21 protein-coding genes, 1 tRNA gene and 1 pseudogene are annotated in these 19042 nt (G+C 75.9%); 12 read left to right on the forward strand and 11 right to left on the reverse strand.

What is annotated here, in order from left to right:
• Both ATM99_RS07455 and ATM99_RS07460 read left to right on the forward strand, forming a co-directional pair.
• Positions 1-494, forward strand: a 494-nt coding sequence (locus tag ATM99_RS07455) for an NUDIX domain-containing protein (protein WP_062102288.1), incomplete at its 5' end; no start/stop codon positions are given.
• A gap of 204 nt (positions 495-698) precedes the next feature.
• Positions 699-2195: an AAA family ATPase gene (locus ATM99_RS07460; RefSeq protein ID WP_062102305.1), complete on the forward strand. Its 1497-nt coding sequence runs from the start codon at positions 699-701 to the stop codon at positions 2193-2195.
• A 99-nt stretch (positions 2196-2294) separates the two neighbouring features.
• Here the strand turns inward: ATM99_RS07460 and ATM99_RS07465 are convergent, their stop codons facing one another.
• Complete coding sequence (locus tag ATM99_RS07465; RefSeq protein ID WP_062102289.1) at positions 2295-4970, reverse strand: phosphoenolpyruvate carboxylase; 2676 nt, start codon at positions 4968-4970, stop codon at positions 2295-2297.
• Between the two features lie 130 nt (positions 4971-5100).
• Here ATM99_RS07465 and ATM99_RS07470 point away from each other — a divergent pair, with 130 nt between their 5' ends.
• Complete coding sequence (locus ATM99_RS07470; RefSeq protein WP_223304869.1) at positions 5101-5538, forward strand: hypothetical protein; 438 nt, start codon at positions 5101-5103, stop codon at positions 5536-5538.
• 9 nt (positions 5539-5547) lie between these two features.
• Here ATM99_RS07470 and ATM99_RS07475 read toward each other — a convergent pair whose 3' ends face one another.
• Complete coding sequence (locus ATM99_RS07475; RefSeq protein WP_062102291.1) at positions 5548-6162, reverse strand: NADPH-dependent F420 reductase; 615 nt, start codon at positions 6160-6162, stop codon at positions 5548-5550.
• 81 nt (positions 6163-6243) lie between these two features.
• Here ATM99_RS07475 and ATM99_RS07480 point away from each other — a divergent pair, with 81 nt between their 5' ends.
• The 3 genes from ATM99_RS07480 (at position 6244) to ATM99_RS07490 (ending at position 8124) form a co-directional block, all read left to right on the forward strand.
• Positions 6244-6744: a MarR family winged helix-turn-helix transcriptional regulator gene (locus ATM99_RS07480; RefSeq protein WP_062102292.1), complete on the forward strand. Its 501-nt coding sequence runs from the start codon at positions 6244-6246 to the stop codon at positions 6742-6744.
• A gap of 116 nt (positions 6745-6860) precedes the next feature.
• Positions 6861-7619, forward strand: a complete 759-nt coding sequence (locus ATM99_RS07485; RefSeq protein WP_062102293.1) for a DinB family protein — start codon at positions 6861-6863, stop codon at positions 7617-7619.
• A 100-nt stretch (positions 7620-7719) separates the two neighbouring features.
• Complete coding sequence (locus ATM99_RS07490) at positions 7720-8124, forward strand: pyridoxamine 5'-phosphate oxidase family protein (protein WP_062102294.1); 405 nt, start codon at positions 7720-7722, stop codon at positions 8122-8124.
• 18 nt (positions 8125-8142) lie between these two features.
• Here ATM99_RS07490 and ATM99_RS07495 read toward each other — a convergent pair whose 3' ends face one another.
• The 3 genes from ATM99_RS07495 to ATM99_RS07505 form a co-directional block, all read right to left on the reverse strand.
• Positions 8143-9204 carry a serine hydrolase gene (locus ATM99_RS07495; RefSeq protein WP_190278797.1) on the reverse strand — a complete coding sequence of 354 codons (1062 nt, stop codon included), beginning with the start codon at positions 9202-9204 and terminating at the stop codon, positions 8143-8145.
• A 128-nt stretch (positions 9205-9332) separates the two neighbouring features.
• Positions 9333-10055 carry a response regulator gene (locus ATM99_RS07500; RefSeq protein ID WP_369798025.1) on the reverse strand — a complete coding sequence of 241 codons (723 nt, stop codon included), beginning with the start codon at positions 10053-10055 and terminating at the stop codon, positions 9333-9335.
• A complete protein-coding gene (locus ATM99_RS07505) occupies positions 10052-10912 on the reverse strand; it encodes a sensor histidine kinase (RefSeq protein ID WP_062102296.1) in 861 nt (286 codons plus the stop codon). Before ATM99_RS07505 ends, ATM99_RS07500 begins: the two co-directional genes overlap by 4 nt.
• Before the next feature lie 133 nt (positions 10913-11045).
• On the opposite strand from ATM99_RS07505, the gene ATM99_RS07510 reads away from it, so the two are divergent.
• From ATM99_RS07510 to ATM99_RS07535, 6 genes are all read left to right on the forward strand, one after another.
• Entirely contained in the window at positions 11046-11756 is a 711-nt protein-coding gene (locus tag ATM99_RS07510) for an ABC transporter ATP-binding protein (protein WP_062102297.1), read from the forward strand.
• A gap of 5 nt (positions 11757-11761) precedes the next feature.
• Positions 11762-12544: an ABC transporter permease gene (locus ATM99_RS07515; RefSeq protein WP_223304871.1), complete on the forward strand. Its 783-nt coding sequence runs from the start codon at positions 11762-11764 to the stop codon at positions 12542-12544.
• Complete coding sequence (locus ATM99_RS07520) at positions 12541-13257, forward strand: hypothetical protein (protein WP_062102299.1); 717 nt, start codon at positions 12541-12543, stop codon at positions 13255-13257. The genes ATM99_RS07515 and ATM99_RS07520 overlap by 4 nt, the downstream gene beginning before the upstream one ends.
• Positions 13258-13324: 67 nt before the next feature.
• Positions 13325-13840, forward strand: a complete 516-nt coding sequence (gene soxR, locus ATM99_RS07525) for a redox-sensitive transcriptional activator SoxR (protein WP_150118194.1) — start codon at positions 13325-13327, stop codon at positions 13838-13840.
• 163 nt (positions 13841-14003) lie between these two features.
• Positions 14004-14597, forward strand: coding sequence for a papain-like cysteine protease family protein (locus tag ATM99_RS07530; RefSeq protein ID WP_062102300.1), 594 nt, complete (start codon positions 14004-14006; stop codon positions 14595-14597).
• 14 nt (positions 14598-14611) lie between these two features.
• On the forward strand, positions 14612-15451 hold the full coding sequence (locus ATM99_RS07535) for a hypothetical protein (protein ID WP_150118195.1): 840 nt from the start codon (positions 14612-14614) through the stop codon (positions 15449-15451).
• Positions 15452-15506: 55 nt separating this feature from the next.
• Here ATM99_RS07535 and ATM99_RS07540 read toward each other — a convergent pair whose 3' ends face one another.
• The 6 genes and pseudogenes from ATM99_RS07540 to ATM99_RS19685 all read right to left on the reverse strand — a co-directional run.
• Positions 15507-16379: a transketolase family protein gene (locus ATM99_RS07540; RefSeq protein WP_062102307.1), complete on the reverse strand. Its 873-nt coding sequence runs from the start codon at positions 16377-16379 to the stop codon at positions 15507-15509.
• On the reverse strand, positions 16379-17065 hold the full coding sequence (locus ATM99_RS07545; RefSeq protein WP_062102302.1) for a transketolase: 687 nt from the start codon (positions 17063-17065) through the stop codon (positions 16379-16381). Before ATM99_RS07545 ends, ATM99_RS07540 begins: the two co-directional genes overlap by 1 nt.
• A gap of 154 nt (positions 17066-17219) precedes the next feature.
• A tRNA-Ala gene (locus ATM99_RS07550) sits at positions 17220-17292 on the reverse strand.
• Between the two features lie 101 nt (positions 17293-17393).
• Positions 17394-18092: a histidine phosphatase family protein gene (locus tag ATM99_RS07555; protein ID WP_062102303.1), complete on the reverse strand. Its 699-nt coding sequence runs from the start codon at positions 18090-18092 to the stop codon at positions 17394-17396.
• Positions 18089-18472, reverse strand: coding sequence for a ribosome silencing factor (gene rsfS / locus ATM99_RS07560; RefSeq protein ID WP_062102304.1), 384 nt, complete (start codon positions 18470-18472; stop codon positions 18089-18091). The genes ATM99_RS07555 and rsfS overlap by 4 nt, the downstream gene beginning before the upstream one ends.
• A gap of 69 nt (positions 18473-18541) precedes the next feature.
• A pseudogene (locus ATM99_RS19685) lies at positions 18542-19042 on the reverse strand (hypothetical protein); the annotation flags it as partial.

Consider the following 19042-nt stretch of genomic DNA (forward strand, 5'->3'; position numbering starts at 1 on the left):
CGGAGGGCTACCGCGAGGACGACCACGCCGCCGGGCGCACGCTGCTGGTCGCGGCGTCCTACGTCGTGCTGCGTCGCCCCGGGACGGCGGGTGACGAGGTCCTGCTGCAGCGGCGCGAGGGCACCGGGTACATGGACGGCTGGTGGGCCACCCTCGCCGGTCACGTCGACCCGGGCGAGTCGGTGCACGAGGCCGCGGTGCGGGAGGCTGCCGAGGAGGGGGGCGTGGTCATCGCGCCCGACGACCTGCGCCCGCTGACCGCCGTGCACCGCTTCGAGCGCGGGGGTCCGCAGGTCGAGCAGCGCATCGACGTGTTCTTCGAGGTCACGCGGTGGCAGGGCGAGCCCCGCCTCCGGGAGGCCGACCGCGCCTCGGCGATGGGCTGGTACCCGCTGACCGCGCTGCCCGACGCCGTGGTGCCGCACGAGCGGCTCGTCCTGGACCTGCTGGCCGCCGGGTCGTCCGTCCCACCGGTCCTCTCGCTGCCGCGCTGACCCGCCGGGAGCGGCCCGCCGGGAGCGACCAGCCGGCTGACGCGCTGGGCTGGTCCGCAGAGCTGGTCCGCAGGGCTGGTCCGCCGTCCCGGTGCGCCGCACCGGGCCGCGTCGGCCGACGCCGGTCGCGGCATCCGGGTGGTACCGCCGCGGCACGGCGCCGCGTGGGCGGTCGACGCGCCGCGCGACGCTAGCGTGACCCCCGTGCACCCCGACGGCTCCCGCGACGACGTCGCCGCGCTCGTCGCGGCCCGCACCCCGATCCTCGTGCTCGAGACCGCCGACGAGGCCGAGGCCCTCGAGCTCGTCCTCCGCGCGGCGTCCCGCTCCCCCGGCGGGCGTGGTGCGCTGCCGGTGTTCCGCTGGAGCGTGACCGACGGCCTGCGACGCGCCGACGTCGACCTGGGCGGGTCGCAGCTGCACAACACCGACCCGCCGACCCTGCTGCGCTCGATCGTCGAGAGCGTCGCCCCGGCCGTCTACGTGCTGCTCGACCTGCACCCGTGGTTCGACGACCCGGTCGTCGTGCGCCTGCTCAAGGACGCGGCGCAGCGTCCGCTGCACCTGCGCAGCACGCTCGTGCTCGTGTCGCACGCGGTCGACCTGCCGCGCGAGCTCGACCACGTCGCGGTGCGCGTGCCCGTCACGTTCCCGACGGCCGCCGAGCGGGCGCTGGTCGTGGACCGCACGGTCCAGGCGTGGTCGGCCGCGACGGGCCGCGTGCCGCACGTCGACCCCCGCGCACGTGAGCTGCTGGTGCAGCGGCTGGCCGGCCTCTCGCGCGCCGACGTCGCCCGGCTCGCGCACGGCGCGGTCGTCGACGACGGCGCGCTGACGACGCGGGACCTGCCGGTCGTGGAGCGGGCACGCTTCGAGGCCCTGTCGGCCGACGGCGTGCTGTCCTACGAGTACGCGACGGTCGGGCCCGACGACGTCGTGGGGCTCGACGGCGTGGTGCGGTGGCTGCTGCTGCGCCGCCCGGCGATGGACGGCACCGCACCCCACCTGGAGGCGCCGCGGGGCGTGCTGCTGCTGGGCGTGCAGGGCTGCGGCAAGTCCCTCGCGGCCCGCGCGGCGGCCTCGATCCTCGGGGTGCCGCTGCTGCGTCTGGACCTCGCGGGCGTGCACGACAAGTTCGTCGGCGAGTCCGAGCGGCGGCTGCGCGACGCGCTCGCCGCGGCCGACGCGCTCGCGCCGTGCGTGCTGTGGGTCGACGAGATCGAGAAGGCGGTCGCGACGAACGACGGCGACGGCGGTTCGGCACGACGCGTGCTCGGCACGCTGCTGACGTGGCTCGCCGACCGGGGCTCGCGCGTGTTCGTCGCCGCGACCGCCAACGACATCACGGCGCTGCCGCCCGAGCTCGTGCGCAAGGGACGGTTCGACGAGCTGTTCTTCGTCGACCTGCCCGACGAGCAGGCGCGGGCCGCGCTGCTGCGGCTGCACGCGGGCCGCCGCGGCCTCACGCTGCCCGACGAGGACCTCGGTCCCCTCGTCGCCGCGTCGCACGCGTTCTCGGGCGCGGAGGTCGAGCAGGCCGTCGTCGCGGCGACGTACGTCGCGCACGCCCAGGGCGGCGCGCTCGACGCCGCGACGGTGCTGGGCGAGCTGCGCGCGACGCGTCCGCTGGCCGTCGTCATGGCCGAGCGCGTCGCGGCGCTGCGCGCGTGGGCGCAGCCGCGCACGGTCCCCGCCCGCTGACCGTCCCCGCCCGCGGGCGCGCACGCCCCGCGACGCCCGACGCCCCCGCCTCGTGCAGGGCACGGGACGGGGGCGTCGGGCGGAGAGACCGGGCGGGGATCAGCCGGTGTTCTGCAGGCCCGCGGCCACGCCGTTGACGCTCAGCAGGAGCAGGCGTCGCAGGTCGTCGACGGACTCGGCGTCGTCCCCGGTGCGCAGTCCCCGCAGCGCACGCAGCTGCAGCAGCGACAGCGCGTCGACGTACGGGCTGCGCAGCTGGACGGCACGACCGAGGATGCGCCGGTTCGACAGCACGCCCGTGCTGCCCGTGATCGCGAGCACCCACCGACGTGTCAGGCGCATCTCGTCGAGGATCATCCGCGCGAGGTCGTCGCGGTCGCCCAGCGCGAGGTACCGCTCGGCGATGCGCTCGTCGGTCTTGGCCAGGGACATCTCGACGTTGTCGATGATGGTCGCGAACAGCGGCCACTCGGCGTAGGCCGTGCGCAGCTCGGCGAGGTCCCCCACGGACTCCAGCGCGGTGCCCAGGCCGTACCAGCCGGCCAGGTTGATGCGCGCCTGCGACCACGAGAACACCCACGGGATCGCCCGCAGGTCGTCGAGCGAGGACACCGACAGGCCGCGACGAGCCGGGCGTGAGCCGATCGGCAGGAGGCCGACCTCCTCCAGCGGCGTGACCTGCGCGAACCACGACGGGAAGCCGTCGGCGCGCACGAGGCCGTGGAACCGCTCGCGCGACGCGACGTCGAGACGCTTGGCCAGGTCGGCGAACCGCTCGGCGGCCTCGTCGTTGCGTCGCACGACGCTCGGCGCGTCGGCGAGCAGCGTGGCCGCGGTGACCTGCTCGATGTGCCGCGTCGCGATGTCGGCGTCGCCGTACCGGGCGAAGATCACCTCACCCTGCTCGGTCAGCTTGAAGCGACCGTCGACCGAGCCCGGGGGCTGCGCGAGCACCGCACGGTTCGCGGGGCCGCCGCCGCGCCCGAGGGCACCACCGCGACCGTGGAACAGCGTGAGCACGATGTCGTGCTCCTGCGCCCACCGTGCGATGCGCCGCTGCGCGTCGTCGAGCGCGAGCGTGGCCGACACCGGGCCGACGTCCTTGGAGGAGTCGGAGTACCCGAGCATGACCTCGACCCGCCGCCCGTTCGCGGCCAGGCGCTCCTGCACGCGCGGGTGCTGCAGCGACGCCTCGAGGATGTCGACGCTCTTCTCGAGGTCCGCGAACGTCTCGAACAGCGGGATCGCGTCGATGACGGGCGCGTGCTCGGCGCCGCCGAACGCGAGCTCGGCGAGCCGGTACACGGCTGCCAGGTGCTCGGGCGACTGGGTGAACGACACGATGTACCGGCGCGCGGCCGCGACGCCGAAGCGACGCTGCACGGTGCCGAGCGCACGGAACGTGTCGAGCACCTCGACGGTCATCGGGGCGAGCTCGCCGTCGACGCCGTTGGCCTCGATGTCCGCGAGCGCGGCGGCGTGCACCTGCGAGTGCTGACGCACCTCGAGCTCGGCGAGGTGGAACCCGAACGTCTGCACCTGCCACACGAGCCGCTGCAGGTCGCCGTAGGCGGCACGGCGGGCACCGGCGGCCTCGAGCGAGTGCTGCACGACCCGCAGGTCGGCCTCGAGCTCGGCGGCGTTCGCGTACGCGAGGTCCGCGTCGCGGCGACGGGTCGCGGCGATCCGCTCGATGACGACGAGCAGGGCCCGGCGGTGCGGCTCGTTGGGCGCGTCGTCGGCGGCCCTGGCGGCGATCTGCTCGGCGAGCGAGCGCTGCCGCTGCCACAGGGCGCCGAGCTCGGGCGACGCGGGTGTGCCGACCCCGTCGAGCGTCAGGGCCGCTGCCGTGCGCCGGGCCGAGGCGAGGAGCGCGTCGAGCGCGTGCTCCGAGGCCAGGACGGCCGCGGCGCGGGTCACCTCGGCCGTGACGTTCGGGTTGCCGTCGCGGTCGCCGCCGATCCAGGAGCCGAGGCGCGCGAACGGCGCGACGACGGGGGCGGTCGTGCCGGCGTCGGCCTCGAGGAGCCAGTCGTCGAGCCGCCGGTACACGGTCGGCAGCACGTCGGCCAGCGTCGAGTCGAAGATCGACAGCACGGTCGCGACCTCGTCCAGGACCGTCGGCTTGGCGGCGCGCAGCGGCGACGTGCGCCACAGTGTGTCGATCTCGGCGAGCAGGCGGCGCTCGTTCTCGACGAGCGACGTGCCGCCCACGTGCAGCATGTCGCGCTCGGCGACGAGCTCGGCGATGCGACGGATCGAGCCCGCGACCGCACGACGACGCGCCTCCGTCGGGTGCGCGGTGAAGACCGGGCGGAACTCCAGCTCCCGCAGCCGCTGACGCGCCGCGTCCTCGCCGATCTCCGCCGCGAGCTGCTGGTACGCGGCGGGCAGGGAGTCGTCGGGCGCGAGCTCGTGCGGCGCGAGACGCGACTCGCGGTCGCGCAGCACGCGCACCCGGTGGTACTCCTCGGCCAGGTTGGCCAGGTGGAAGTAGCACGTGAAGGCGCGGGCCACGTGCTCGGCGCGTTCGCGCGTGAAGCCGGCGACGAGCGCCTCGGCGGCGCCGAGCGCGTCGCCGCCCGACTCGCCGTGCGACGCGATGGTCAGCTCGCGCAGGCGCTCGACGTCGGCCAGCAGCTCCTCGCCGCCGGCCTCGCGCAGCACGCGCCCGAGCAGCTCTCCCAGCAGGCGTACGTCGTTGCGCAGCGGCTCCGGTACCTCGTGGCTGAAGACGCCGCGAGGGACGTCCGACCCGATCTGCGGTTCGTTCACGGGGCCCAAGGTAAGGGACGCCACCGCGCTCGCGCCCGTCGCGACCGATCGGTGGGCGGTCGGACGGGTGGCCGGGCGCCGCCGCACGGGTCCCGGACGCGCGGCGGCGCCCCCGTGGCATGCTGGTGACGTGGCCCTGTTCCGTCGTCGAGCCGAGGTGCTCGCCCACGTCGAGGACGGCTTCCACGCCGCCGAGGCGCCCGCGATGCAGCGCTCCGTCCTGGAGGCGCTCGGGCTCGGCGACCGCCCCGCGCCGGCGGTCGTCCCGGCGCGGCTGCGCGTCGAGCACGGGGCGGACCAGCACCTCGTGCTGGTGTGGCGCAACGTGATCGTCGGGTTCGTGCCGTCCGGTGCGACCGCGCCGCTCGCCGCGCAGCTCGCGGCCGCGGGCGAGGCGGCGTTGGTCGTCACGGGTGCGGTGCACCACGCCGAGGGCGCGTGGCGCGTGTGGGCCGGGCCGGTCCCCGAGGACGGCTTCCCGCCCGTGCCCGCCGGCCTGGACACGTTGGCCGCGCCCGAGACGACGATCCTCGGCGTGCCCGTGCGACGCCTGGACCAGCGCGGCTGAGGCGGCGCGTCAGACCAGCGCGAACCCGCCGGTCCAGCCGATGGTCTCGCGGACGGCGAGCGTGAGCTGCAGGAAGCCGAGGGCCTCGAGCTCGTGGGCCCGCGCGAGCGCCCCGGCGTCGACGACGCGCACGGCACCGCCGAAGGCCCGCTCGAACGCGGCCTTGGCGTCGGCGTCGTCGCCCGCGACGAGGACGGCCGTCGGCACGTCGCCGACGGTGCCGGTCGCGAGCGTCGCGGCGAAGGTCGTGTTGAACGCCTTGAGGACGTGGGCGCCGGGCAGCTGCGCGGCGATCTCCGCCGCCGCGGACGAGCCCGCAGGCACGACGAGCGAGTCGAACGTCGTGAAGTCGAGCGGGTTGGTGATGTCGACGACGACGCGCCCCTCGAGCTGGTCGCGGTGGGTGGCGAGCACCTCGCCCACGGCGGGGTAGGGCAGCGCCAGCACGACGACGTCGCCCGTGACCGCGTCGCCGAGGGCGCCGCTCGCCGCGCCCGCCGGAGCGGCCTGCGCGGCCCGCGCGGCGTCGCGCGCCAGCACCTGGACCTGCGCGCCCGCCCGGGCCGCGAGGCCCGCGATCGCCGCACCCATGCTGCCCGCGCCGATGACCGTGACCGTGCTCATGTCGACCTCCAGAAAACTTGTTGGTGCAACTAACGTAGACCTCGGTAGTTGTTGCGTCAACTTTCCGGTACGATCCTCTCCGTGACCACGTCGACCCCCTGGCTCTCCCCCGCCGAGCTGCGCGCGTGGCTCGGCCTCGTCGCCGTCGCCGAGCTCCTGCCCGCGCAGCTCGACTCCCAGCTCCAGCGCGACGCGACCCTCACGCACTTCGAGTACCAGGTGCTCGCGATGCTCTCGGAGGCACCGGACCACGCGCTGCGGATGTCGGCGCTCGCGCAGCGCACCAACGCGACGCTCCCCCGCCTGTCGCACGTCGTCAAGAGGCTCGAGGACCGCGGCCTCGTGCGCCGCGCCCCCTGCGCGGACGACCGCCGCGCGACCAACGCCCACCTGACACCGGCCGGCTGGGACCTCGTCGTCGCGACCGCGCCCGGCCACGTGCGCACCGCGCGCGAGCTCGTCGTCGACGCGCTCACGCCCGCACAGGTCGCCGAGCTCGAGACGATCACGCGCGCGCTCCTCGGCCGCCTCGACCCCGAGGGTCGGCTCACGCCCCCGCTCGACGGTGACACGGCCGGCTGAGCCCGATCGGCACCGCCCGACGGACGCGGCGCCCCGAGCGACGCGGGCAGGACAGCGACGCGGCACGAGAGCGACGCAGCAGGACAGCGACGCGCGGGCGTGCCAGAGTCGGCAGCATGACCGAGGCCACCCGGGACGCCCGCCGGCACGTCGAGTCGTTCGTCGACCGCGACCTGCGCGGCGCGCGGTTCGTGCGATCCGACCTGACCCGGATCGTCATGCGGGGCGTGCAGATCGGCGACGCCGACATCGACGCCCCGTGGCTGCTCGACGGCGAGAGCCGGCTGCTCGTCAACGGGGTCGACGTCACGCGGTTCGTCGCCGCCGAGCTCGACCGCCGGTTCCCGGGCCGGGAGCTGCGCTCGGCCAGCACTCCGGACGGGCTGCGCGAGGCGTGGGACGCGCTCGAGGCGGCGTGGGCCGCGGCCGTCGCCCGCGCGGCGGCGCTGCCGCCCGGTGCCGTCGACGAGCAGGTCGACGGCGAGTGGTCGTTCGCGCAGACGCTGCGGCACCTCGTGATGGCCACCGACACGTGGCTGCGTGGGGCGGTGCTGGGCGTCGCGCAGCCGTATCACCCGATCGGTCAGCCGAACGCCGAGTACGCCGCCGACGGCCACGACCCGAGCGTCTTCGACGGCGGCACGCCCCCGTTCGCCGACGTGCTCGCGGTGCGTGCGGACCGCCAGCGCCTCGTGCGCGAGCACCTCGCGCACGTCACGGACGCCGAGCTCGCCGGCGAGCGTCGCAACCCCTGGGCCCCCCAGTACCCCGAGACCGTGCTGACGTGCCTGCACACGATCCTGGAGGAGGAGTGGGAGCACCTGCGCTACGCGCTGCGTGACCTGCACACGCTGGAGGCCCGAGCGGGCAGGTGACGCCGCGCCTCCCGGGACGCGGAACCCGGGTCCCGCCCGAGCGAGCCGTGGCGGCAGCGGTCGACGGGATCGGCCGGGCGGTCCGCCGTACGCTCGGCCGGTGCACGTCCTCACCGCGCCCCAGCTGGCGTTCGTCACCGAGTGCCATCTCGCGACCCTCACGACGCCGCGCGCCGACGGCACGCCGCACGTCGTGCCCGTGGCCTTCACGTGGGACGCGACCGCCGGGGTGGCCCGCACGACGACCGGTCCGCGCACCGTCAAGGCGGCGAACGCGCGCCGCGCGGACGACGCCGGCCACCCCGTCCGCGCCGCGCTCTGCCAGGTGGACGGTCGCCGCTGGCTCACCCTGGAGGGCGTCGTGACCGTGTCCCACGACCCCGCCGAGCTCGCCGACGCGCTGCACCGGTACGCCGAGCGCTACCGCCCGCCCCGCGACGGCGTCGAGCGCGTCGTGCTGCGCGTCGCGGTCGACCGCGTCATGTGCTCGCGCGACCTGCGCTGAGGACGTCACCCGCGCGCGTCAGGCCCAGCCGCGCGCGACCGCGACCCGCGTCTGCCGCGCACCGACCAGCGAGTCGGCCTGCGGCACCCCGGGCTCGCAGTTGACCAGCACCGCCACCGCGCTGCGGTCACGCGGGTACCAGCGCACCTGCCCCTGGAACCCCAGGCCCCAGCCCTGCGTCATCACGCACGGCCGCTGGGCGTCGCCGAGCAGGAACGTGCCCGGACCCGCACCGACGTCGTCGGGGTCGTGCCGCAGCACCGCGCCCTGCGCCCGGTCGAGGAGGACGCCGTCGTCACCCGCGAGCGCGCGTCCGAGGTCGGTCAGCAGCACGGCGACGTCGGCGGGCGACGACCACAGGCTCGAGGCGGCGAGACCCGCGTAGTGGGCGCGCCCGCCCGCCACGCGCGTGCCGTCGGCGTGGTGGCCGCTCGCCGCCGCGTGCACGAACAGCTCGACCACGGCACGTCGCGGCCCCGCGACGGTCGCCTCGCCGCCCCAGTAGCCGGTCGCCGTGAGCCCGAGCGGGGCGACGACCTCGCGGTGCGCCACGTCGGCGAACGCCTCGCCCGTCGCGACCTCGACCGCGCGCTCGACGAGGCAGTACCCGGCGTCGGAGTACGAGAACGCCGAGCCGGGCTCGTGCGTGACGCGCACGGGCCCGGGGTGCGCGTCCGACCGGCCCTCGACGACGTCGCGCGTCGACGCCACCGGTCCGGCGGTCGGCTCGAACGACCCCGGCGGGTCCACGACGCCACCGCGGTGCGCCAGCAGCTGCCAGAGCGTCGGACCGGTCTCCCCCGGCCCCTCGACGGGGACGAGCGCGCGCACGTCGTCGTGCAGGCCGAGCACGCCGCGTGCCGCGAGGCGCAGCACGACGACCGCGGCCACCGTCTTGGCCATCGAGCAGAGGTGGAACGGCGTCCGGGCGGTCGCGGCGACGCCCGTGACGGCGTCCGCCGGCCCCGTGACGTCCACGGCCACGGCGTCGTCGCCCGTGAGCACCACCGTCGCGACCGCGGCGGCGCCGCCCGGCACGTGCCGGTCCTCGACCGCTCCTGCCGCACCGTGCTCGACCACGCGCCCCACCCTTCTCGTCGGTGGCGCGACGCTAGCGCCGGGCGCCCACACGGCCGCCGGGCGGGTTGCGGCCGGCACATCCGGCCACCGCGACGTCGCACCACCCGCGACGTCCGCCCACCACGACGTCACGCCGCGCCGACGAGCCCCGACTCGTAGGCCGCGATGACGAGCTGAGCCCGGTCGCGCGCGTGCAGCTTGGCCAGCAGGTTGCCGACGTGCGTCTTCACGGTCTTCACCGAGATCACCAGGGTGGCGGCGACCTCGTCGTTCGACAGCCCGCGCGCGACGTGCGCGAGCACCTCGGTCTCGCGCGGCGTCAGCGCCGCGAGGCTGCGCGCGGGCCGTGCGGCCGGCCGGTCGACGTAGTGCTCGACGAGCCGCGCGAGGATCGCGGGAGCGAACAGCGCGTCGCCCGCGTGCGTGCGCCGCACGGCGTCGAGCAGCTGCTCGGGGTGCGCGTCCTTGAGCAGGAACCCGCTCGCGCCCGCGCGCAGCGCGCCGTACACGTACTCGTCGAGCTCGAACATGCTCAGCACGAGCACGCGCGTGCCCGCGAGCGCGGGCGAGGCCGTGATGCGACGCGTCGCCTCGATGCCGTCGCCGCCCGGCATGCGGATGTCCATGAGCACGACGTCGGGCACGAGCGCGTGCGCCCGGGCGACGGCCTCGGAGCCGGTCGCGGCCTCGCCGACGACGACCGTGCCCGGCGCGCCGTCGACGAGGACGCGCAGGCTGTGGCGCAGCAGCGGCTGGTCGTCGACGACGAGCACACGGACGTCCGGCACCGCGGCGCCGTCGCGCCCGGAAGGGTCGTCGCGCGCGACGCCCTCGCCCGCAGTGCCGGTCACGCCGCACCCCCGGCGGGCACCCGCGCCCGCACCGCCCAGCCGTCGCCGTGCGGCCCCGCGGTCAGCGAGCCGCCCGCGGCGGCGACCCGCTCCCGGAGGCCCGCGAGCCCGTGACCGGCACCGGGTCGCGGCTCCCAGCCGACCTCGGGGCCCGCGTCGTGCACGTCCGCGACGAGGTCGTCAGCCTCGCGGCGCACCGCGACGGAGACGGCGGTCGGCCCGGCGTGCCGGACCGTGTTCTGGAGCGCCTCGCGGACGACGGCGCACACCGTGAGCTGAGCGAGCGGCGCGACGTCGCCGAGACGGTCCAGGTCGACCTCGAGCGTCGGGGCGGCCACGCCCGCGGCGGCGGCCTCGACGACCTCGGGGAGGTCGGCGAGCGTGTCCGCCGGGCGCAACGGCGCGGGACCGGGCGAGCGCAGCACCGTGAGCATGCGTCGCAGCTCGTCGGTGGTCCGCCGCGAGGCGTGCTCGATGTCCGCGAGCGCACGCTCCCGCTCGACCGCGCCGGCCTCGCCCGGCAAGCTGCTTGCGGCGGCGGCCCGCAGCGTGATGAGCCCCAGGCCGTGCGACGCGAGGTCGTGCAGGTCCCGCGCGATCCGCAGCCGCTCGGCCTGCGCCGCCCGCTCGGCCGCCCACCCGGCGAGCTCGTCCTCGTACCGCCGCCGCTCGTCGCGCAGCCGCAGGGACGCCGAGAGGGTCGCGCCCCCGACGACGGTGACCGCGAGGGTCCAGGCGACCGCGACCGATCCGGGTCCCTCCACCCCGACGGTCGCGAACACGAGCGTCACGACCCCGACCGCGGCGGCCACCGCGGTCCAGGCCCGGGAGCGCCAGATCGGCCGGTCGGTGTCCATGTGCGGCAGCGTAGGGACCCGGACGTGCGTGCGGATCGGACCAGGGTCCGAGGGACCGGGGTCGTGCCGCCTCCGCGTGGGACCGGTCCGGGGCCCGATCCGGCGGCGACGGGCCGGCTGGTGACATGGCGGCATGCTCTCGATCACGGGTCTCGGCAAACGGCACGGACCGCACCAGGTGCTGCACGACGTCACGTTCCAGGCACACCCCGGGCGCGTCACCGCGTTCCTCGGGCCGAACGGCGCCGGGAAGTCCTCGACCCTGCGGATCCTGCTCGGGCTCGACCGCGCGACGGCGGGCACGGCGCTGGTCGACGGGCAGCCGTACCGGGCGCTGCGCGACCCGCTGCGCACGGTCGGGTCGATGCTCGACGGGCCCGGCGCGCACCGCTCGCGCACGGCGCGCAACCACCTGTCCTGGGTGGCCCGCGCGGGCGGCGTCCCGCAGCGCCGCGTCGGCGAGGTGCTCGAGCAGGTGGGCCTCGCGAGCGCGGGCCGCACGCGCGTCGGTCGGTTCTCGCTCGGCATGGGACAGCGGCTCGGCCTGGCGACCGCGCTGCTGGGCGAGCCGCGCGCGCTGGTGCTCGACGAGCCGGTCAACGGCCTGGACCCCGAGGGCATCCGGTGGATCCGCGGCCTGCTGCGCGGGCACGCGGACGCCGGTGGCACGGTGCTGCTCTCGAGCCACCTCATGGGTGAGGTCGCCGGCGTCGCGGACGACGTCGTGCTGCTCGCCGGCGGACGCGTCGTCGTGGCGGGGCCCCTCGCCGACGTGACCGCCGGGCACGCGTCGCTCGAGGACGCGTTCTTCGCGCTGACGACGGGCGCGGGGGCGGCGCGGTGAGCGGGGTGCGCACGCTGAGGGCCGAGATCGGCAAGCTCGCCGCGCTGCCGGCCGCGTGGGTCGCGGTCGCGGTCGCGACCCTGGGCTCGCTGGGCGTCACGGTCCTCAACGCCGCGGGCGTGCGCGACGCCGTCGCGGCCGGGGAGAGCGCCGCCCTGGGCTACACGTCGGCCGTCGAGGCCGCGTTCTCGGCCGTCCCGCTCGGCACGGTGGGCGCCGTCGTCCTGGGCGTCGTGGCGATGAGCAGCGAGTACACGCCGAACGGCACCGAGGCCGGCGGCGGCCGGCAGATCACCACGACTCTGACGACCACGGCGTCGCGGTGGCGGGTGCTCGTGGCCAAGGCGCTCGCCGTCAGCACGCTCGTACTCGTCATGGCCGCCGTGACGGTGCCCGCGTGCCTGGTGGTCGCGCGCCTGCTCGTCGGGGACGTCCCGGACGTGGGCGCACCGCACGACGCCGTGGCGCGCTCGGTGGGCACCGCCGTCTACTGGACCCTCACCGCCCTCCTCGCGCTCGCGGTCACGGTCGTCACGCGCAGCGGTCTCGTGCCCCTCGTGGTGCTCGTCGTCAACAGCTCGATGGTCTCCCTGTCGCTGCTCCTCGGGCGGCTCACGCCTCTGGCCCGGTTCCTCCCCGACGCGGCCGGCATCCCGCTGTTCGCGCGCGACTGGGAGCCGCCGGGTGGCGTCGCGCTCACGCCGCTCGCCGGCGGGCTGGTCATGGCGGCGTGGGCCGTGGGCGCCCTCGCGGTCGCGGGTCTCGTGCTCACGCGGCGCGACGCGTGAGCGGGCCGCTCGCCCGCGTCGTGACCGCCGAGCTCGTCAAGCTGCGGGGGCTGCCCGCGGTCGTGGGGGTGGTGCTCGGCACGCCCGTCGTGGCGGCCACGCTCGCGGCTGCGTTCGCGGCGGCCGCCGTGGGCACCGCCACGGCCGACCCGGCGCTGGCCACGGTGCCGTACCTCCAGGTCGCGACGGTGCTCGTCGGCGTCCTCGCGGCGGGGACGGAGCACGCCGGCCGCCAGATCGTCACGACCCTGACGGTCACGCCCGCCCGGTGGCGCCACCTGGCGGCGCAGGTGCTGGCCGTCGCGGCGACGTCCGCGTTGACCGCGTGCGCCGGGCTCGCCGCCGCGCTCGCGGCCGCCGCGGCGTGGGGGCCGGGCGACAGCGTCCCCGGCGCGAGGTCCGGCGTGCGCCCGCTGCTCGGGGCCGTCGCCGTGCTCGTCCTCGTCGGCCTGCTCGCGCACGCGGTGACCGTGCTCACCCGGTCGCTCGTCGGTGCGCTCGTCGCGACGCTCACGCTCCTGCTCGTCGTCTCGCCGCTGCTGGCGACGGTCACCGAGCACGCGCGCTGGCTGCCCGACCGCGCGGGGTCGCTGCTGTACGCGCCGGGCCACGACCCCGTGCTCCGTCCGGTCACGGGCGGCCTCGTGCTCGTCGCGTGGGTCGCGGCGGCCGTCCTGGCCGCGGGCTGCGCGTCGGCGCGCCGCGACGTCTGACGCACGGCTTGAACCTCGACCGCGGTTGAGGTCTAGGGTCGGCTCGACGTCCACGACGGGAGACGCTGTGCGGTCCGACGACCTGCTCACCGTGGGCGAGGTCGGCGCCCGCACCGGCCTCGCCGCCTCGGCCCTGCACTTCTACGAGCGCGAGGGTCTCATCGCGTCGTCGCGCACGGCCGGCAACCAGCGACGCTACCCGCGGCACATGCTCCGGCGGATCTCGCTCGTCCTCGTCGCGAAGCGGCTGGGCATCCCGCTGGGCGAGGTCGCCGAGGCGTTCCGTGACCTGCCGATGGACCGTGAGCCGACGCGCGCCGACTGGCAGCGGGTGTCCCGTGTGTGGAAGGTCCGCCTCGAGGAGCGGCGCGAGGCGATCGTGCGGCTCGAGAAGGAGCTCGTCGGGTGCATCGGCTGCGGGTGCCTCGCGATGCGCTCGTGCGACCTGCTCAACCCCGAGGACGTGCTGGGGGCCGACGGCACGGGCCCGCAGCGGCTCGGCGCCGTCACCGCGGGGCGCGCGGCCGCAGCCAGCCCGACCCACGGGAGGCCTCGGACGGAGGGCCGCGGCTTGCCACCGTGACACCCGGGGCGCACCCGGGGCCGCGGCGTGCGCCCGCGTGGCGTATGGCACGGGCCCGGTGGCCCGAGCACCAGCACCCGTGCGCTGCACTCGGAAGAGAGGACCTTTGTCCACGTCCACGCGGGTGCTCGCACCTCTACGTTCCCCTCAGGGGCACGACGACGTGCTCCCTGACGCCAGGGGGAAGTACGTGCGCACAAAAAGAAGCAGACCCACCACCCGAGCGGCTCTCGCCGTCTGCCTCGCGCTCGTGATCGGCGGTGCCGGGCTGACGAGCGCATCGGCGGCGTCGAGGAACAACGCCGCACCTGTCTACGTGCAGGAGCAGTCGAACTGGTGCTGGGCGGCGACGTCGAAGTCGACCGTGCAGTTCTACCGGGGCGTCTCGGCGACGCAGTGCCAGATGGTGAAGTGGGGCAAGGCGTCGTCCAGCTGTGACGACGTCACCGGGTACTTCGGGGCCGACGTGTCGCGGACGCTGCTGAAGGCAGGCCTGTCGGGGATCGGAACCACGACGGGCCCGATGACGTTCGCCGCGGTCCGGGGAGAGATCGACTCCGGTCGGGTCGTCATGATCCGATGGGGATGGTCAGCTGGCGGCGGTCACATGCTGGTCCTGCGCGGCTACGACACCACCGGCAGCAAGCTCTCCTACATCAACCCTCTGCAGTCGGCGTACCAGTCGGCCTCCCACTCCTGGATGCAGCAGTACGGGACGCACACCTGGACCGACTCACGCTACGAGATCCTGCGATGAGAGAGGCTGGCACGATGTCGACGACGACTCTCGCCCGCGCGTGGGGCGGCGGACTCGCCCTGGCGGGGTTGCTGATCCTGGGGGGTGGGACGGCGTCAGCGACGGCGGCGCCCGAACCCCCTGCCGACGTCACCGCGTTCCTGGCCGGTCCGGCCGTCGAGGAGATCCAGGCATCCGTGGCGGACGCCGCCCGACAGGCGGCCGGTGGCGGCCCGCAGAGCCGGGCTCTCACCGCGATCGGCGAGGACGTCCCGGACTTCAGCGGTGAGGTCTCCGCCGGCCCTGCGCACCAGGTGTCGTCGTTCACCGACGAGTTCCTCGCGGGGTCCGCCGACGGGCCCCCGACCAGGACGACGCAGCAGTGGCTGGCCGCGCTGGTGCGTGACGGCGAGGCGATCGGGACCGCGCGCGTCTGGAAGCCGGACGGCGCCCCGGCCGAGCTCGCCGTGTACAACGACGACGCGGTGCTGGGCGGCTCGCTGCTGTTCGACGACCCGACCGTGGTGATCGAGGACGAGACGATCAGCACGTTCTACCGCCTGGACGGGGCCGTGCTGACACCACTTCCCGCGAGCTCTCGAACGGAGTTCGCCGGCCCGGTGGACCTGCGTGAGGCCCAGGTCGCCATCGCAGCCCGCTACCGCGACGCGATCGCGGAGTCGGCCAGGATGTCAGCGGCCGTCGACGGCACGGACAGCCCGGTCGGCGGCTTCGCGCTGGCGTCCCCGGCGAGCGCCCCACCGTCCTGGTCGACCCGGGCCGGCGTGCTGACCGGGGGGCTCCTGGTCCTCGCGGGCTCGATGGGGGCGGCACTCGTGCTGCTGCGCCACCGGCGGGCCGCCGCAGAGGGCTGACCTGCGGGGAGGGGCGCACGACGCCCCTGCCCGCAGGACCCGCACACCACGGCGGTCAGACGTGCCGGAGCACGCGATCCCGGACGCCGGCGGCGTCCAGCCCGTGCAGGCGCGTGTGGTCGGCCGGCGTGCCGTAGGTGCGCCGCTCGTCACGCCCGACGCCCACGTGCTCGACGACGACCGTGCGCCCGCGCAGCGCGGCCGACACCTCCGGCGACGTCGTGCCCTCGAGGTACGGCTCGACGACCACGACGCGCACGTGGTGCTCGGCGAGCGCGCGCAGCGTGCCGCGGTCGAGCGGAAACGGCGTGGCCGTGTACGCGAGCGTCACGCCGAGCCCCTCGACCGCCTGCTGCGTGGCCGCGAGCGCGGGCCCGACCGCGAGCACGAGCGTCCCGCGCCCGTGCCGGACCACGTGGATCCCCCCGTCCGCGGGCCACGCCTGCGGGTTCACCTGGGACGACAGCCGGACGTACTGCCGGTCGTCGGCACGGCCCGCGGCGCGCACGAGCGTCTCGACCTCGTCGGGGTGCCCCGGGGTGTGCAGGCGCCAGCCGGGCAGCGCGCTCAGCAGCGCCACGTCCGCCGGGCTCTGGTGCGTGCGCCCCTCGCTCGCGGCGTCGTAGCTCGCACCGATGGACACGAGCACCGCCCCGAGGTCCTGGTGGGACAGGTCGAGCTTGACCTGCTCGTACGGGCGCTCGACGAGGAACGGCGCGTAGCTGTGCACGAAGGGCCGCAGACCCGCGAGCGCGAGCCCAGCGGCGACGCCGATCATGGTCTGCTCGCGGATCCCGACGTTGAGCACGCGCTCGTCGGCCGGCTCGCCCGCGACGAGCCCGAGCGGGCCGATGTCCGCCAGCACGAGCGCCGTCCGCTCGTCCGATCGGAGCAGGTCGGCCATCGTGGCGTAGAACCGCGCGCGCATCACGACCCCTTCCGAGCGGTGCGGACGACCGTCACGTGCGGCCGGTCGCCGTGCACACGCAGCGAGTCGCGCAGCGCGTCGTGGTCGGCCGTGTCGACGACCGCGCCCGTCCAGCCCTCGCCCTGGAACCGCGTGACGATCCCGCCGGGCCACCCGAGCGTCGCCGAGTCGTTGTCGACGACGACGCACGCGAGGCGTCCGAGCCCCCAGCGGCCCGCGACCGCGATCGCCTCGTGGTTGCTGCCCTCGTCGAGCTCGGCGTCCCCGACCAGCACGACGACCCGTCCGGGCGCGCCCGCGATCTCCAGGCCCCGCGCGAGGCCCACGGCGATCGGCAGACCGTGCCCGAGCGAGCCCGACGAGATCTCCACGGGTGGCACGAGCAGCCGGTCCGGGTGGTGCCCGAGCGGCGAGCCGGGCCCCGCGAGGTCGTCGAGCCACGACGCGGGGATCAGGCCCTTGGTCGCGAGCACGGCGTAGTACGACGCGGGGCCGTGCCCCTTGGACAGCAGGAACCGGTCGCGCTCGGACCAGGGGTCGAGCCGCAGGACCTGGTCGTGCAGGACCCACAGCACGTCGAGCGTGGACTGCGCGGCGGCGTCGTGCTTCTCGTCGCCGGTGACGCGCGTGAGGTGGCGCAGCAGGGTGTCGGGCAGGCGGTCGGTCAGGGGTGGTGAGGTGCTCATGCCCCCACGCTGCGTACTCAACGAAGGTTGAGGTCAAGGACCCCGCGTGCGACCCGGCTCCAGCGGCGGCGCGGCCGCGAGGTACGCGAGAGCCGGGCCGGGCCGGGAACGACGAAGGCACCGCCCAGATCCCTGGACGGTGCCTTCGTTCCGGTGGAGCTGAGGGGACTCGAACCCCTGACCCCCTGCATGCCATGCAGGTGCGCTACCAGCTGCGCCACAGCCCCGTGGTCCCCGAGAGGACCCCGTCGCCCCGAGGGGCGCCCGGAGAGTTTACGACGATCCGAGCGTCGAAAGCGAATCGGGCGCCGGGGCGCCCGACACCGCCTCAGTCCGGGTCGCGCACCGCGTCGTCGTCGTCCTGCGCGGGCTCCGGGTCGGGTCCCGCGTTCCAGTCGGACGACGCGTCCGTCGGGCCCACGTTGAAGCCCAGGAGACGCCAGGCCGGGTCGACGCCGGGGCCCGAGCGCACGAGCTCGACCCAGTGCGCGTTGTGCAGCCCGCCGACGCCGCGCCACGCGGGGTCCTGCCCCAGCAGCGCGGCGACGAGCGCGCCGATCGCCGCACCGTGGGACACGACCACGAGGCCGCCGTCGTCCGGCGTCCGCGTCAGCTGGTCCGCCACCGCGTCCGACAGCCGCGACGCGAGGTCGGCGCGGGTCTCGGCGCCGACGCCCGTCGGGTCGCCGCCGGCACGCCACACGCCGAACTCCCCCGGCCACCGGGCGTCGATCTCCGGGCCGGTCAGCCCCTCCCACTCGCCGAACGAGCGCTCACGCAGGCGCGGATCGGTCTCGAGGGGCAGGTCGAGCGCACGTGTGAGGTAGGTCGCGGTCTCGACCGCACGTGTGAGGTCGGACGACACCACGCGCGCCGGTCGCGCGCGCTGCGCGAGCCGTGACGCCGCCGTGCGCGCCTGCCAGTGCCCGACCTCGTCCAGCGGGATGTCGACCTGGCCCTGCAGCCGCGCGGCGGAGTTGTACGCGGTGCGGCCGTGCCGCCACAGCACGAGGTGCCGCTGCGTCACGCCTCCGCCTGCTCGTCGCGCTCGTCGGCCGGCAGGTCGATGACGGGGCAGTCCTTCCACAGCCGCTCGAGGGCGTAGTAGACGCGGTCTTCGGCGTGCTGCACGTGGACGACGATCTCGCCGAAGTCGATGAGGACCCAGCGCCCCTGCGACTTGCCCTCGCGGCGCACCGGCTTGGCGCCGAGCTTGTGGAGCGCCTCCTCGACGGCGTCGACGATCGCGCCGACCTGGCGCTCGTTCGTCCCCGAGGCGATGAGGAAGACGTCGGTGAGGACCAGCTGGTCGCTCACGTCGAGCGCGATGATCTCCTCCGCCTTGAGGTCGGACGCGGCACGGGCGGCCGCGTGGGTGAGCTCGACGGCACGGGTGCTCGCGGTCACAGGACTCCTCGGGTGGTCTCGGTGCGCGAGGCTCGCCGGTGCGGCGACGCGCGGTGGTGCGTGGGGTCTCTAGAGCGGGCCGGCGCGGCCGTCGACCACGCGGGTCGCGCTCGCGTCGGCGGACGGCTCGTCACCGCCGCTGGCCTGCATGTACAGCAGCATGATGAGGAAGCCGAGGACGAACGCCACGAGCGACAGCACGAGCATGTGCAGCCACGTGTAGGGGTACCGGCGGCGCGTCGGCTCGTCGTCGTCGTCGTCGAGGTCGTCGTCCTCGTCGTGCACGGCCGCGGACGCGGTGCGCGACGACGCCCAGGGCGCGGCGGGCTGCTCGGCGGCGGGTGCGGGCGACGGGTCGGGCGCGACCGCCGGGCGAGGCCAGGCTTCCACAGCGGGCACAGCGGGCGCAGCGGGCGCGGGCGCAGCGGGCGCAGCGGGGTCGGCCGACGGGGTCGGTGCCCACGAGGGCGCGCCCCCGTCGGTGCGCTGCGGGGCACCCGTCTGGAACGAGCTGAGCGACGGGGCCTCGGCCGGGGTCGGGGTCGCGGCGGGCGCCGTGGGCGTCCACGA

This window comes from Cellulomonas sp. B6 (assembly GCF_001462455.1).
Lineage (GTDB): Bacteria > Actinomycetota > Actinomycetes > Actinomycetales > Cellulomonadaceae > Cellulomonas.

What these genes read in the sequence shown, in the direction of transcription:
- ATM99_RS07475 (WP_062102291.1), bottom strand. Translation starts at nt 6,162, where the DNA reads ATGAGCACGGTCACGGTCATCGGCGCGGGCAGCATGGGTGCGGCGATC.
- ATM99_RS07485 (WP_062102293.1), top strand. Translation starts at nt 6,861, where the DNA reads ATGACCGAGGCCACCCGGGACGCCCGCCGGCACGTCGAGTCGTTCGTC.
- ATM99_RS07505 (WP_062102296.1), bottom strand. Translation starts at nt 10,912, where the DNA reads ATGGACACCGACCGGCCGATCTGGCGCTCCCGGGCCTGGACCGCGGTG.
- ATM99_RS07510 (WP_062102297.1), top strand. Translation starts at nt 11,046, where the DNA reads ATGCTCTCGATCACGGGTCTCGGCAAACGGCACGGACCGCACCAGGTG.
- ATM99_RS07535 (WP_150118195.1), top strand. Translation starts at nt 14,612, where the DNA reads ATGTCGACGACGACTCTCGCCCGCGCGTGGGGCGGCGGACTCGCCCTG.
- ATM99_RS07540 (WP_062102307.1), bottom strand. Translation starts at nt 16,379, where the DNA reads ATGCGCGCGCGGTTCTACGCCACGATGGCCGACCTGCTCCGATCGGAC.
- ATM99_RS07545 (WP_062102302.1), bottom strand. Translation starts at nt 17,065, where the DNA reads ATGAGCACCTCACCACCCCTGACCGACCGCCTGCCCGACACCCTGCTG.